A 13,543-nucleotide genomic window follows, 5' to 3' on the forward strand; every position below is an offset into this window, starting at 1 on the left:
CGTGTTCCAAACCGCGGGAATGCTAGCATGTTGCGCCGCAACAACGAAGACGGCACTCCATTCAAGAAGTCCAGGACAAACATCGAATGAAAGCCAGCAAGACACCTGCTCCGCCCAAGCGCCGTCAGGCCGAAGACCAGCCTCTGATCGAAGACATCCGGCTGTTGGGCCGGATCCTCGGCGACGTGATCCGCGAGCAGGAGGGAGACGAGACTTACGCACTGGTCGAGAAGATCCGCACCCTGTCCGTGGCTTTCCGCCGCGATGCGGACCACGCGGCCGACCGGGCGCTGAAGAACCTGCTCAAGGGCCTGAGCGCGGTGGAGACGGTGCGCGTCATCCGTGCCTTCACCTACTTCAGCCACCTGGCCAATCTTGCCGAAGACCGCCACCAGATCCGCCGCCGCACCGAAACCGAGCGCGCGGGCGAAAGCGTGGAAGGCGACCTGCAGACCGCGCTCGCGCGCATCCGCAAGGCCGGCGTGAAGCCCGACGACATCGTCTCTTCGCTGGCCCACAGCTATGTTTCGCCGGTGCTCACCGCGCACCCGACCGAGGTGCAGCGCAAGAGCATCCTCGATGCCGAGCGCGCCATCGCGCAGCTGCTCACCGTGCGCGACGAGATCCGGCTGCGCCAGAGCGCCTACGCGGGCGGCAAGGACACGCTCACCCCGCTCGAGTTCGCCGAGAACGAAACGCAGATGCGCATCCGCGTCACGCAGATCTGGCAGACGCGCATCCTGCGCTTCTCCAAGCTCACCGTGGCCGACGAAATCGAGAACGCGCTGAGCTACTACGAAGCCACCTTCCTGCGCGAGATCCCGCGCGTGTACGCCGACCTCGAGAAGGCGCTGGCGCAAGGCGGCCAGGCGCCGTCGGTCGCGCCCTTCCTGCGCATGGGCCAGTGGATCGGTGGCGACCGCGACGGCAACCCCAACGTGACGGCCCAGACGCTCGAATACGCCCTGAGCCGCCAGTGCGAGCTGGCGCTGCGCCATTACCTCACCGAGGTGCACTACCTGGGCGGCGAGCTCTCTCTCTCAGCCACGCTGGTCGACGTGTCGGTCGAGATGCAGGCGCTGGCCGAGCGCTCGCCCGACACCAACGAACACCGCAAGGACGAGCCCTATCGCCGCGCCCTCACCGGCGTGTACGCGCGTCTTGCCGCAACGCTGCGCGAGCTCACCGGCGGCGAGGCCGCGCGCCACGCCGTCGCGCCGCAGAACCCGTACGCCAACGCCGAGGAGTTCCTGGCGGACCTGCGCACGGTGGCCGAGTCGCTCGAGGAAAAGCACGGCAGCGTGCTCGCCGCGCCGCGCCTGCTGCCGCTGATCCGCGCCGTGGAGGTGTTCGGCTTCCACCTCGCCACGGTCGACCTGCGCCAGAGTTCCGACAAGCACGAGGCCGTCATCGCCGAGCTGCTGGCCACCGCGCGCATCGAGCCCTCGTATGCATCGCTGGCCGAAGAGGCCAAGCAGACGCTGCTGCTGAGGCTGCTCGACGACGCCCGCCCGCTGCGCGTGCCCGACGCCGACTACTCGCCGCTCGCGAAGAGCGAGCTGGCCATCTTCGCCGCCGCACGCACCGCGCGTGCGCGCTACGGCGCAGCGGCCATCCGCCACTACATCATCAGCCACACCGAGACGGTGAGCGACCTGCTCGAAGCCCTGCTGCTGCAGAAGGAAGTGGGCCTGCTGCGCGGCGCGATGGACAGCAACGCCACCTGCGACCTGATCGTGGTGCCGCTGTTCGAGACCATCGAAGACCTGCGCAACGCCGCACCCATCGTGCGCGCCTTCTATGCGCTGCCGAACATCCAGGCGCTCATCGAGCGTTCGGGTGCCGAGCAGGACGTGATGCTGGGCTACTCCGACAGCAACAAGGACGGCGGCATCTTCACCAGCAACTGGGAGCTGTACCGCGCGGGCATCGCGCTGGTGTCGCTCTTCGACGAGCTGAACAAGAAGAAGGCCAAACCGATCCGCCTGCGCATGTTCCACGGCCGCGGCGGCACGGTGGGCCGCGGCGGCGGTCCGAGCTACCAGGCCATCCTGGCGCAGCCGCCGGGCACGGTGCGCGGGCAGATCCGCCTGACCGAGCAGGGCGAAGTCATCGGCTCGAAGTACGCCAACCGCGAGATCGGCCGGCGCAACCTCGAGACGCTGGTGGCCGCCACGCTGGAAGCCACGCTGCTGCCGCAGGGCAAGTCGGCGCCCGCCAATTTCCTCTCGGCCGCGAGCGAGCTGTCGGCCGCGAGCATGGCGGCGTACCGCAAGCTGGTCTACGAGACACCGGGCTTCGGCGACTACTTCTTCGGCTCCACGCCGATCCGCGAGATCGCCGAGCTCAACATCGGCTCGCGCCCTGCCTCGCGCAACCCCAGCCACAAGATCGACGACCTGCGCGCGGTTCCATGGAGCTTCAGCTGGGGCCAGTGCCGCCTCACCATTCCGGGCTGGTTCGGCTTCGGCTCGGGCGTGGAGCAGTTCCTGGCCGCCGCCGGCAATGCCGCGGGCAAGAAGGAACGGCAGGCGCTGCTGCAGCACATGTACGCGCAGTGGCCCTTCTTCCGCACGCTGCTGTCGAACATGGACATGGTGCTGGCCAAGAGCGACCTCGCGCTGGCTTCGCGCTACGCCGAGCTGGTCACCGACCGCAAGCTGCGCCAGAAGGTGTTCTCGATGATCGATGCCGAATGGCACCGCACCTCGGACGCACTCACGCTCATCACCGGCGCGAAGCAGCGACTCGAAGGCAATGCCGAGATGCAGCGCTCGGTGCGCCACCGCTTCCCATACATCGACCCGCTGCACCACCTGCAGGTCGAGCTGATGCGGCGCTACCGTGCGGGCGACGGCGGCGAGCGGCTGCAGCGCGGCATCCACATCTCGATCAACGGGGTGGCGGCGGGGCTGCGCAACACCGGCTGACGACGCGCCGCACGGCGATGTGAAGACGGGCCCTGAACGGGCCCGTCCTTTCTTGCGGCGGGCATAGACTCGCAGCCCCGCTCACCCATCGCGAACGAAAAAGGAAAAGCCATGAAAGGCTCCTGCCTCTGCGGCACCGTCCGGTACGAAGCCGCGCGCCTCGCCGGCCCCGTCATCCACTGCCATTGCCAGACCTGCCGCAAGGCGCACAGCGCGGCCTTCACGACGACCGCGCGCGCCGACAGGGCCGACTTCCGCTGGACCGCAGGCGAGGAAGCCATCGGCTCCTTCGAGTCGACGCCCGGCAAGCTGCGCCACTTCTGCACCCGCTGCGGCACGCACCTCGTGGCCGAATGGGTGGCGCAGCCGCAGGTGATCCTGCGCCTGGGCTCGCTCGACGACGACCCGGGCCAGCGCCCCACGGCGCACATCTGGACCTCGCACGAAGTGCCGTGGCTCGACCATGCCACGGCCATCCCCTCGTTCCCCGAAGCGCCGCCGCCGAAGGCATGAGCACCACGAAGATCCAGTCCAGGCGCAGGCTCATCGTGGCTGTGCTGCTGTGCGTGGCCGTCGGCGGCGCGGTCGTGCGGCACTACGCGGCGCCCGGCTCGACCACGCGCGACATCGCCACGCTGCTGATGGTGCTGTGGGTGCCGATCATCGGCAACGTCATCGCATGGCTCATCGGCAAGCGGCCGCGCCGGGCTCCTCCGCCGGCACCGCCGGGCTTCGACGACCTGGGCGCCTTCACGCCCAGCGTGCTCGCCGAGATCACCTTCCGCAAGCCGGCCCTGCCCTCGCAGGACATCCCCATCGCGCCGGGCGAGTACCGCTGCGCGCTGGTGCTCGACAAGGAAGGTTTCTCGGCGCGCTGGGTCGTGCCGCCGGGCGATGCGCTGGAGCGCGGCAAGCCCGCTACGCTGGAGATCGAGTTCCTCTCGCCTGCCGTCGCGCTGCCGCGCTTTCCGGTCGGTGAATCCTTTCGTGTGCTGATCGGCGATTCGTTCGTCGCCGACGGGCGGATATTGCAGCTGCGGCCAGCACCGGCGTAACGGGCATCAGGGGCGCATTGATGGCGATGGCCATCAAAAGGGCCGATTGTTCGCCCCAGGGAAACTGACTACTGCTCCCCGGTCTCTTTGTCGCGGAGGCGATGGCTCGCACACTTCGATGCCTCTTCAACGGCATCGGTGCGCGTCGCCTCCGGTGCTTCCAAGGACCGTTTCCCACCATGATGAATTCCCCAAGCAGCAACCCGTGCATCGACGACCTCGGCGCACCGGTGCAGGCCTCCGCGCCGGCGCCTGCGTCCCGCTCCGCATGGCTCGCCGTCGGCTCCATCGCCGTCGGCACCTTCGCGATGGTCTCGACCGAGTTCATGCCCATCGGCCTTCTCACCGACATCGCGCGCGGCCTCAACGTGTCCGACGGCACGGCCGGCCTGATGGTCACCATGCCCGGCGTGCTGGCCGCGTTCGCGGGCCCGGCACTCATCGTGGCCTCGGGCAAGCTCGACCGCCGCACCGTGCTGATCGCGCTCACCACGCTGCTGATCGCTTCGAACCTGCTGGCGGCCTTCGCGCCCAACTTCGCCACCATGCTGGTGGCCCGACTGCTGCTCGGCCTGTGCGTGGGCGGCTTTTGGACCTTCGCGCCCGCTGCCGCCACGCAGCTGGTGCCGCATGCCTCGCAGGCGCGCGCCATGTCGATCGTGCTGGCCGGCGTGTCGGCCGCCACGGTGCTCGGCGTTCCGGCCGGCTCCTTCCTGGGCACGCTGTTCGGCTGGCGCGCATCGTTCGCCGTGACGGGCGCGCTCGCCGCCGCGGTGCTGGTGGTGCAGCTGTGGTTGCTGCCCGCGATCCCGCCGGTGCGCGCCATCGGCGCCCGCGACCTGCTCACGCCGCTCACGCGCCGCATGGCGCAGGTCGGCCTGCTCGCGGTGCTGTTCTTCATCGCCGGCCACTTCGCGGCCTACACCTACCTGAAGCCGCTGCTGCAGCAGGTGTTCGGCCTCGCGCCCAACTCGGTCTCGACGCTGCTGCTGGTCTACGGCGCCGTGGGCTTCATCGGCACCTTCCTCGGCGGCAGCCTGGTGGCTCGCAGCGTGCGCACCACCACCCTGCTGGCAGCGCTGATGCTCGCCACCGCCCTGCTGCTGACGACGGTGATCGGCTCCGGCTTCGTGCCCGGCGCGGTGGTCGTCGTGATCTGGGGCGTGGCCTTCGGCCTGATCCCGGTGGCGCTCACCGGCTGGATGATGGAAGCCGTGCCCGACGCGCCCGAGGCCGGACAGGCCCTGCTGGTGAGCGGCTTCCAGGTGGCGATCGCCTCCGGCGCGCTGATCGGCGGCGTGACGGTCGACAGCTTCGGCATCTCCAGCGCGATGGTGCTCAGCGGCGTGCTGGTGCTGATCGCGGCGCTGATCGTCGGCACGCTGGGCCGCGCACGCGGTGGTGCAGCGCTCGCGGCGGTTCCGGAATAACGCGGCAATGATCGATCAGCGGCTGCCGGGCTTCTTCCCGGCAGCCACGATCGCATCGAGCACCACGCGCAAGGCCTTGTTGACGGGCTTGTCCCGCCGGATCACGACGGCCAGCGTGCGGTGCATGCGGGGATTCAGCCGGCTTGTCTTCAGCTCGGGATGGGCGCCCCGCCCCACCATCGACATGCCCGGCACGATGGCATAGCCCAGCCCCGCGGCCACCATCTCCTTCATCGCCTCGACGCTGCCCAGCTCCATCACGGGCTGCGGATGCAGTCCCTCCGCGGCGAACCAGCGGTCGACCAGCTTGCGCGTGTTGGCCGCGGGCTCGAACAGCACCAGCGGCAGCGCGCCCAGGTCGGCCGGCGTCACCCTGGCCTTCAGCGCTTCGAGGTCCGTCCGCCCGATGGCCACGAACTCGTCGTCGAGCACCGGCATCACCGTCAGCGAACGCCCGGCCGCCGGCAGCGTGACCAGCGCGAGGTCGAGGCTGTTCTCTTCCACCTTGCGCGCCTGGTCCTCGGTATTGCCGGTGCTGACCACCACGCCGAGTTCGGGAAAGCGCTCGCGCAGTCCGCGCAGCACGGCCGGCAGGAAATGCAGGCAGGCCGTCGCGCCCGTGCCCAGCCGCACGCGGCCCGCGACGCCGCTGGCGTGATCGGCGAGCGCGTCGATGGCGTTCTCCACCGCGGTCTCGATGCCCTGCGCGTGGCGCAGCAGTTCCATTCCGGCTGGCGTGGCCTGCGCGCGCTTGCCGACGCGCTCGACGAGGCGCACCGACAGGCGGCGTTCGAGCTGCCGGATCTGCAGGCTCACGGCCGGCTGCGAGACGCCGAGCCTGTCAGCGGTGGCGGAGAAGCTGCCCGTTTCGATCACCAGCGCGAAGGACCTGAGCTGGTCGAGATTCAGCGATTTACCCAAAGTCTTCCTTATGCCTTGCATAGGCAGGCCAAGCTTCACTTATCGATGGTGCATCGTCAAGATCGGGGCCATGTCATCGCATTCCCCTGCTCCGCTCGCTTCCGCCACGGTCGAGGTCCTCGACGCCATGCCGCATCACATGGCCGCCGTGCAGTCCATCTACAGCCACTACGTGCTGCACGACCTGTGCTCCTTCGAGGAAGAAGTGCCTTCCGTCGACCAGATGCAGCAGCGCCGCGCCGACGCGATCGCGCGCGGCATGCCCTACCTCGTGGCGATGCTCGATGGCGAGGTCGCCGGCTATGCCTATGCCACCGCCTACCGCGCCCGCTCGGCCTACCGGCACTCGGTGGAAGACTCGGTCTACGTCGCGCAGGGCATGCACGGCCACGGCATCGGCAAGGCGCTGCTGGGCGAGGTGATCCGGCGCTGCACCGAAGCCGGATTCACCCAGATGGTCGCGTGCGTCGGCAACAGCGCGAACACGGGTTCGCTGCGGCTGCACGAGAGCCTGGGCTTCCGGCAGGTCGGCGTGCTGAGCGACATCGGCTTCAAGTTCGGCCGCTGGGTGGACACCGTGCTGATGCAGCGCGCCCTGCGCTGAGGCCCGTCGTCATGTCGGGCAACACCGCCGGCCCCGCGCGCGGCTGGCTGGCGCTGCTGTGCGCGAGCCGGCTGCTGCAGTCGATGATCGTCACCGCCTACTCCGGCGTGCTGCCGTTCGCAATGGCCGACTGGCACATGACGGCCGCGCAGGCCGGCTCGATCCAGAGCGCCTGGCACGTGGGCTACATGAGTTCGCTCTTCGCGGTGGGCCTGCTGGCCGACCGCTACGGGCCGCAGCGCATCTTCTTCGCGGGCAGCGCGGTGAGCGCGGCGGCGGCGCTCGCCTTCGCGCTCTTCGCACGCGACCATCTCTCGGCGATGCTGCTCTACGGCCTGGCCGGGCTGTGCGCGGGCGCCTCGTACACGCCGGGGCTGCAGCTGCTGGCGCACAACACCGAGCCCGCCGTACGCGGACGCGCGATGGGGCTCTTCATCGGGTCGTCGTCGATGGGCTATGCGCTCTCGCTCGCGGTGGTGGCGACTTTCAGCCATCTGCAGCACTGGCGGCTGGGCCTGCTGGTGGCGGCCGGCTGCACGGTGGCGGGCGCGCTGCTGACGATGCAGGCACTGCGGCGCATGCGGCCGCCCTCGCCCCCCGTGCCGGGCTCGGCGCGCGAAGGCACCTTGCACGCACTGGCCGCCACTGTGCGCGACAAGCCCGCCATGGCAGGCAACTGGGCCTACGCCTTCCACTGCTGGGAGCTGATGGCCCTGTGGGCATGGCTGCCGGCGTATCTGGTCGCCTCTTCGGGCGCGGCAGCATCGTGGCAGGGTGCGGGCATCGCGCTGGCGGCGCTGGCGCATCTGGTCAGCGTGTTCGGCAGCATCGCGGGCGGCGCGGCTTCCGACAGGCTCGGCCGCGCGCGGGTGATGATGATCGCGACCGTCGCGAGCCTGTGCATGTCCTTCGCCTTCGGCTGGATGTGGAGCTGGCCGCTGTGGCTGCTGGCGGCGGCCGCCGCCGTCTACAACCTGCTGGCCATCGCGGACTCGTCGGTCTATTCGACCGCGCTGGCCGACGTGGTGGCGCCGCACCGGCTTGGCGTGGCCTTCTCGGTGCGCTCGGTGATGGGCTTCGGCGCGGGCGCGCTCAGCCCGTGGGTGTTCGGCCTCGCGCTGGACTGGGGGCAGATGCGCTTCGGCCTCGGCAGCACGCACGCGTGGGTGGCGGCATGGAGCTCCGCCGGGCTGGGCGCGCTGCTCGGGCCGTTGATGATCGCGCGCTTCTCGCGGCTGCACCGTGCGCACATGGCGGCCCGCTGAGTGCACGCCCGGTCCTGGGTTTTAAAATAAAACTGACATCGGCAACCGCTGCCGAACCCACCCCGATCCGGAAAGAACACCGCCCCTCATGGCCCAACGAAAAAGCCTCAAGGCCGACACATGCCCCATGGCACGCGCGCTCGACATCGTCGGCGACCAGTGGTCGCTGCTCGTGATCCGCGATGCCTTCGACGGCATGAAGCGTTTCGGCGAGTTCCAGCAGAGCCTGGGCGTCGCCAAGAACATCCTGTCGGACCGGCTGAAGAACCTGGTGCAGGAAGGCGTGCTGGAGCTCGTGCCCGCCTCCGACGGATCGGCCTACCAGGAATACGTGCTGACGGCCAAGGGCAAGGGGCTGTTCCCGGTGGTGGTGGGCCTGCGGCACTGGGGCGAGGCGCACCTGTACGCCAGGGGCGAGCCTCACTCGGTGCTGCTCGAGCGCGACAGCGGCAAGCCGGTGCCGAAGATCGAGCTGCGCACGCGCGACGGCAAGCAGCTCGACCCGGACGCGACCTTCGTGAAGAAGCTGCCGGCCAAGGCCGCGCGCTGACGAAGCCGCGCCGCCCGCCCCCTCAGTTGCCCAGCGGGTACTCCATGGCCACGCGGATCTGCCGCGCATTGAGTTCGGCCTGCGCCTTGTTGTTGCGGTGCTCGCCGTAGCGCAGCAGGAAGGCCAGCCCCTTCGCGCTGCCATGCCGGACCGTGTAGCGCAGCCAAAGGTCGCGCTCCCAGTGCCTGCCGTGCTCGCCGTAGCCCAGCCAGGCATAGCCTCCGCGTGCCGGCACGCGGCTGCCGTCGATGCCGCTGCCGCGGATGTAGGCAGCCCCCAGCGAGAGCCCCGGCACGCCCCAATGCGCGGCGTCGACTTCGTAGCGCAGTTGCCATGACTGCTCGTGCGGCGCGTTGAAGTCGGAAAGCTGCGCCGCATTGCCGAGCCAGACGGCGCCGCGCGTGACGTAGTCGAACGGGGTGTCGCCGGCCACCTTCTGCCAGCCGAGGCCGACGCGGTGCGGACCGTGGCTGTAGGTGCTCATCAGGCTGGCCGTGGTGTTGTCGACCGGTCCCGCCAGCGCGCGGCCCGTGTCCCTGCTGCGATAGAGCTGCAGGTCGAAGGAGAGCGCGCGCTTCTGCTCTTCGTGGAGCGGCACCGTGTAGTGGGCGCCCAGGTAGCCGGTGCGCCAGGTGTCCTTCAGGCGGCCGAGATAGGCCGTGAGCGAGAGCGAGGGAGTGCTCTTCCAGGTTCCGCCGACGAAGTCGAACGCGTCTCCGCGAGGCGACTTCGGATCGAGGTAGTTCACGACCAACGGATTGTTCGTGCCGCGCGCGTTGCGGTCCGTCGAGCCGGTGAAGCGGCCGGCCTGCAGCGTGAGTCCGTCGAACTCGTTGCTGGTGACGAGCCAGCCGCGCATGGTCTCGGGCAGCAGGCGCGTGTCGGACGAACTGAAGATCGGCGTCTTCACGCGCTGCTCGCCCACTTTCAGCACGGTGGAGGAAACGCGCGCCTTCAGCGCGATGCCGCCGCGCGCGATGCCTTCCTGCGCGTAGCCGGCGGCATCCACCGGCAGCATGCGGATCTTGCCGACACGGAAATCGTCGCCGTCGAGGTTGCGCGCTAGCGAGACATGCGCGTCGGCGCCGAAACCGATCGGGCCCGGCGTGAACCCGGATTCGACCGTGCCCATGAGGCCGTAGCCCCATTCGCGCGCGTAGTCGCTGCGTTGTGCTCTCGGCAGCGTGGCATTGCGTCCGCCGTTGCTACGGTCGCCATGCAGATAGGTGCGGTTCTCGTAGACGCTGCGCTGGAGCAGGCTCCAGCGCGTGTCCTCGACGAAGCCGCCGGCCTCGCCCGCCATCGATGCGCCGCCCAGCATGGCAAGGGCCGCACCGAAGAACCGGCCCGCGGCCGGCACCCGAGTCTCGACGGCGCTCACAGGTACTTGAGCCAGGCGATGTCGCGGCGCCGCGCCTTCAGCGCCGCGAACGCACGCACCGCGGGATACAGCGCGAAGGCCAGCACGATGGCCGCGAGCCACACGGCCCAGACGGCATCGAAGCCGAAGAACTTGCCCTGGTTGGCGCCCCAGGCAGCTTCCCCGCCAAGGTAGAGGAACTTGAGCACGTAGAGGTGCAGCACGTAGAAGAACATCGGCGCCGCGCCGTACACGGCCAGCGGCGCGAGCCAGGCGGCTCCCTGCCTACGCTCGAAGGCGCGCAACAGCAACAGGCCGACTCCCAAGGTCAGCGCAATGAAGAGCAGCGACGGCGGGTACTTGGTGATGTTGAGGAAGGACATCAGGGTGGCCAGGCCGCTGTCGCCGGCCGCCCACGGCCCGTCTCCATAGACGTTCGCGGCCCGCAGCAGCACGAAGCCGGCCAGCAGCGCCAGGCCCCAGGCGAGCAGCAGCCGCTGCCGCCGCGCCTCGTCGGCGCCCTGGCGGAACCACGGGCCGGCGGCATAGCCCAGCGCGATCACGCCGATCCACGGCAGCAACGGATAGGAGGTGCGCAGGCGCAGCGCGTCGGACACCTCGATCCAGCCCCTGTCGTGCAGCACGGCCCAGGGCACGTGCAGCACATGGCCTGCGGGAAAGTGCACGCCGTCGAGCAGGTTGTGCCCCGCCACGAGCACGACGCCCAGCGCGAACAGCGCCTTGCGCGGCAGCCACACCAGCGCGGCCAGCGCCAGCATCGACAGGCCGATCACCCAGATCACCTGCAGGAACACCTTGGCGGGCGGGAACTGGAAGGTCCACGCGAAATTGATGACCGTGACCTCGAGCACGACCAGGAAGAGCCCCCGCTTCCACAGGAACGACGACGCGGCCGCCCGGCCGTTCGCATGCTTTGAGCCGTAGAGGAAGGCCGACAGCCCCGTGAGAAAGACGAACACCGGCGCGCACAGGTGAGCCAGCAGGCGGCTGAAGAAGAGCTCCGGCGGTGTCTCGGCCACCACCATCGGGTCGGGTACCTGACGGTGCAGGTAGAAGGTTTCGCGTACGTGGTCCAGCAGCATGAACAGGATCACGAGGCCGCGCAGCGCGTCGATGGAAAGCAGCCGGCCGCGTGAGTCTGCGCGAGGCGGCAAGGGAATGTTCGGGGATTCGGTCATACGGTTATTGAGAATCGAATCCCAATATCGTATCGACCGAAAAGACACCCTTTGTTAATGTCCTTGCCGATCCGAGCCCATGGCCAGGACCGGCGAGGCAGGCGCCCTACTCGCCCAGCAGTTCCCCGATCGGCTGCAGGTCTTCCACCCGGTCGCAGATCGACTTGATCACCATCGTGATCGGAATGCCCAGCAGCAGGCCCCAGATACCCCAGAGCCAGCCCCAGAAGATCACGCCCACGAACACCGCCACCGGGTTCATGCGGCTGGTGCGGCTGGTGAGCCAGGGCATCAGCAGGTTGCCCACGATGGTGTGGATGCCCAACGAGATGCCAGCCACCACGAGCCCCATCTGCAGGCTGTTGAACTGCAGGAAGGCCACCAGCCCTGCCGCCGCCAGCACGATCACCGAGCCGATATACGGAATGAGGTTGGTCACGGCCGCGATGATTCCCCAGACGGCCGCGTTCTCCATGCCGATGGCCCAGAACGCGAGGCCCGTGGTCACGCCGACGATGGCGCTCACCAGTATCTGCACCAGCAGGTAGCGCTCGATGTTGCGCGTGATGTCGTCGAGCACGTGCACCGTCACCTTCTTGCGCTGCAGGCTGGAGCCGGTGATCTTGATGAGCTTGCGCCTGAAGGTGTCGCCCGAGCACAGCGCGAAGTACGTGAGGAAGGCCACCAGCGTGAGCTGCCCCATCGCGCTCAGCAGCCCGACGGTGCCGCTGAGCAGGTAGTCGCGCACGTTGAAGCTCGGGCGCTCGATGATGACGCGCGCCACGCCCTTGCGCGATGCGACGCGGGCCGAGTTCTCCTCGGCCGCCTTCTCGAGCTGCGCCGCGGCCTGCTGCACATTGTCCAGCGGCGTGGCGCTGGCGCCCTTGTCGCGACGCATGGCCTGGCCCAGTTTCTGCGCGGCCACCGGCAGCGAATCGAGCAGCTGCGTGGCGCTGCCGGAGAGCGAATAGCCGGTCCACCCCAGGCCGCCGAACAGCCCCGTGAGAATCAGCGCCGCGCCGATCCAGCGCGGCAGCTTCCAGCGATGGAGCAGGTCCACCAGCGGCGACAGCGCATAGGTCAGCAGCAGGCTCAGCATCAGCGGGATGAAGACGGCCTGCCCCCATTGCAGCGCGAACACGCTGGCCAGCACCGCGAGCACCACCAGCGAGGCGCTGCGCACGTCGACGGGCATGTGCAGCAGCAGGCGCTCGCGCGCCGGCGCGGGCGGCTCCGGTTCGGGCTCGGGCTCAGGCGGCCCCTCGGGAACGGACGCCGGCGCGGGCTCGGATTCGGGCGCGACCGGATGCGGCTGCGGCTCCTCGGCCGCCTGCTCCGGCGGCGGGGCTTGAGTGGGCGCGGGCTTGTCGTCGCTCATCGCGATTCCTTCAGCACCTCGCGCACGGCCGCCAGCTGGCGGCGCGACACGGCCACCGGTTCGGGAATGGCGTCGAGCCGCAGGGCCCAGCCCTCGGCGTCCTCGCCGTCGTCGTACTTCTCCAGCGCGCGGATCGCCGAGCGCGCCACCAGCGCGTTGCGGTGCACGCGCAGGAAGCGGTGCGGATAGCGCTCCTCGAACTCGTTGAGCGAGCCGTCGAGGATGTGGCTGCGCGTGGCGGTGCGCACCGTGAGGTACTTGTATTCGGACTTGAGGTAGAGCACCTCCGACAGCGGCACCCGCTCGGCGCGGCCCCGGTCCTGGATCAGCACCGTCTCGGGCACGGCCTCGGCCTGCAGCGCTCGGCGCTCCTTCAGGAAGCGTTCGGCCTTCTGCAGCGCCTGCTGCAGGCGCTCGGCGCGCACGGGCTTGGTGAGGTAGTCGACCGCTTCGAGGTCGAAGGCCGTTACCGCATGCGCCGCGTGCGCGGTCACGAACACCACGGCCGGGGCGTCGGAGCGGGCGCGCAGCTCGCGCGCCACCTCGATGCCGTCGATGCCGGGCATGTGCACGTCGAGCAGCACCAGGTCGAGCGCCAGCTTGCCCAGCTGCTGCAGCGCCTCGGCGCCCTGCGAGGCCTCGGCCACCACTTCGGCTGGGGGCGAGGTGCAATCGCGCAGCAGCGTGCGCATGCGGGAGCGCGCCAGGGCTTCGTCGTCAACGATGAGTGTCCTCAGGGTCATACGGGTTCTTTTTTCTCAACCGGAATTCAACTAACTCGGCATGCGCCTTTTCGGGGAACACCGCGGAACCGGCTTTGCCGGGCCGCAGGTGTTGCCCCCGGTAGGGGG

The 13,543-nt window shown here is 69.3% G+C and carries 12 protein-coding genes; 7 read left to right on the plus strand and 5 right to left on the minus strand.

Annotated features, from left to right (window positions below):
* The first annotated feature begins 86 nt into the window (after positions 1-86).
* The 4 genes from ppc to BMY35_RS24840 all read left to right on the plus strand — a co-directional run bounded on the left by ppc (position 87) and on the right by BMY35_RS24840 (position 5,415).
* The gene (gene ppc / locus BMY35_RS24825; RefSeq protein ID WP_093205091.1) at positions 87-2,930 is read left to right on the plus strand and encodes a phosphoenolpyruvate carboxylase; all 2,844 of its coding nucleotides are present in this window, start codon (positions 87-89) and stop codon (positions 2,928-2,930) included.
* Positions 2,931-3,041: 111 nt separating this feature from the next.
* Positions 3,042-3,443, plus strand: coding sequence for a GFA family protein (locus BMY35_RS24830; protein WP_093205094.1), 402 nt, complete (start codon positions 3,042-3,044; stop codon positions 3,441-3,443).
* Entirely contained in the window at positions 3,440-3,985 is a 546-nt protein-coding gene (locus BMY35_RS24835) for a hypothetical protein (RefSeq protein WP_093205097.1), read from the plus strand. The genes BMY35_RS24830 and BMY35_RS24835 overlap by 4 nt, the downstream gene beginning before the upstream one ends.
* A gap of 179 nt (positions 3,986-4,164) precedes the next feature.
* Positions 4,165-5,415 carry an MFS transporter gene (locus tag BMY35_RS24840; RefSeq protein WP_093205100.1) on the plus strand — a complete coding sequence of 417 codons (1,251 nt, stop codon included), beginning with the start codon at positions 4,165-4,167 and terminating at the stop codon, positions 5,413-5,415.
* A 15-nt stretch (positions 5,416-5,430) separates the two neighbouring features.
* On the opposite strand, the gene BMY35_RS24845 is transcribed toward BMY35_RS24840, so the two are convergent.
* On the minus strand, positions 5,431-6,357 hold the full coding sequence (locus tag BMY35_RS24845; RefSeq protein ID WP_093205103.1) for a LysR family transcriptional regulator: 927 nt from the start codon (positions 6,355-6,357) through the stop codon (positions 5,431-5,433).
* Between the two features lie 49 nt (positions 6,358-6,406).
* Here BMY35_RS24845 and BMY35_RS24850 point away from each other — a divergent pair, with 49 nt between their 5' ends.
* The 3 genes from BMY35_RS24850 to BMY35_RS24860 all read left to right on the plus strand — a co-directional run bounded on the left by BMY35_RS24850 (position 6,407) and on the right by BMY35_RS24860 (position 8,755).
* Positions 6,407-6,940, plus strand: coding sequence for a GNAT family N-acetyltransferase (locus tag BMY35_RS24850; RefSeq protein WP_218153007.1), 534 nt, complete (start codon positions 6,407-6,409; stop codon positions 6,938-6,940).
* A gap of 11 nt (positions 6,941-6,951) precedes the next feature.
* Positions 6,952-8,205, plus strand: coding sequence for an MFS transporter (locus BMY35_RS24855; RefSeq protein ID WP_093205106.1), 1,254 nt, complete (start codon positions 6,952-6,954; stop codon positions 8,203-8,205).
* Between the two features lie 88 nt (positions 8,206-8,293).
* Positions 8,294-8,755 (plus strand): winged helix-turn-helix transcriptional regulator, encoded by a 462-nt coding sequence (locus tag BMY35_RS24860; protein ID WP_093205109.1) that lies wholly within the window; start codon positions 8,294-8,296, stop codon positions 8,753-8,755.
* Between the two features lie 22 nt (positions 8,756-8,777).
* Here the strand turns inward: BMY35_RS24860 and BMY35_RS24865 are convergent, their stop codons facing one another.
* From BMY35_RS24865 to BMY35_RS24880, 4 genes are all read right to left on the minus strand, one after another.
* Complete coding sequence (locus BMY35_RS24865; protein WP_256229487.1) at positions 8,778-10,136, minus strand: OprD family outer membrane porin; 1,359 nt, start codon at positions 10,134-10,136, stop codon at positions 8,778-8,780.
* Positions 10,133-11,314 (minus strand): acetyltransferase domain-containing protein, encoded by a 1,182-nt coding sequence (locus BMY35_RS24870; RefSeq protein ID WP_093205112.1) that lies wholly within the window; start codon positions 11,312-11,314, stop codon positions 10,133-10,135. Before BMY35_RS24870 ends, BMY35_RS24865 begins: the two co-directional genes overlap by 4 nt.
* Before the next feature lie 106 nt (positions 11,315-11,420).
* Positions 11,421-12,692, minus strand: a complete 1,272-nt coding sequence (locus BMY35_RS24875; RefSeq protein WP_093205114.1) for an AI-2E family transporter — start codon at positions 12,690-12,692, stop codon at positions 11,421-11,423.
* Positions 12,689-13,435 carry a LytR/AlgR family response regulator transcription factor gene (locus tag BMY35_RS24880; RefSeq protein ID WP_093205117.1) on the minus strand — a complete coding sequence of 249 codons (747 nt, stop codon included), beginning with the start codon at positions 13,433-13,435 and terminating at the stop codon, positions 12,689-12,691. The genes BMY35_RS24875 and BMY35_RS24880 overlap by 4 nt, the downstream gene beginning before the upstream one ends.
* Positions 13,436-13,543: the final 108 nt, after the last annotated feature.

Source organism: Variovorax sp. YR750 (assembly GCF_900109805.1).
GTDB lineage: Bacteria > Pseudomonadota > Gammaproteobacteria > Burkholderiales > Burkholderiaceae_C > Variovorax > Variovorax gossypii.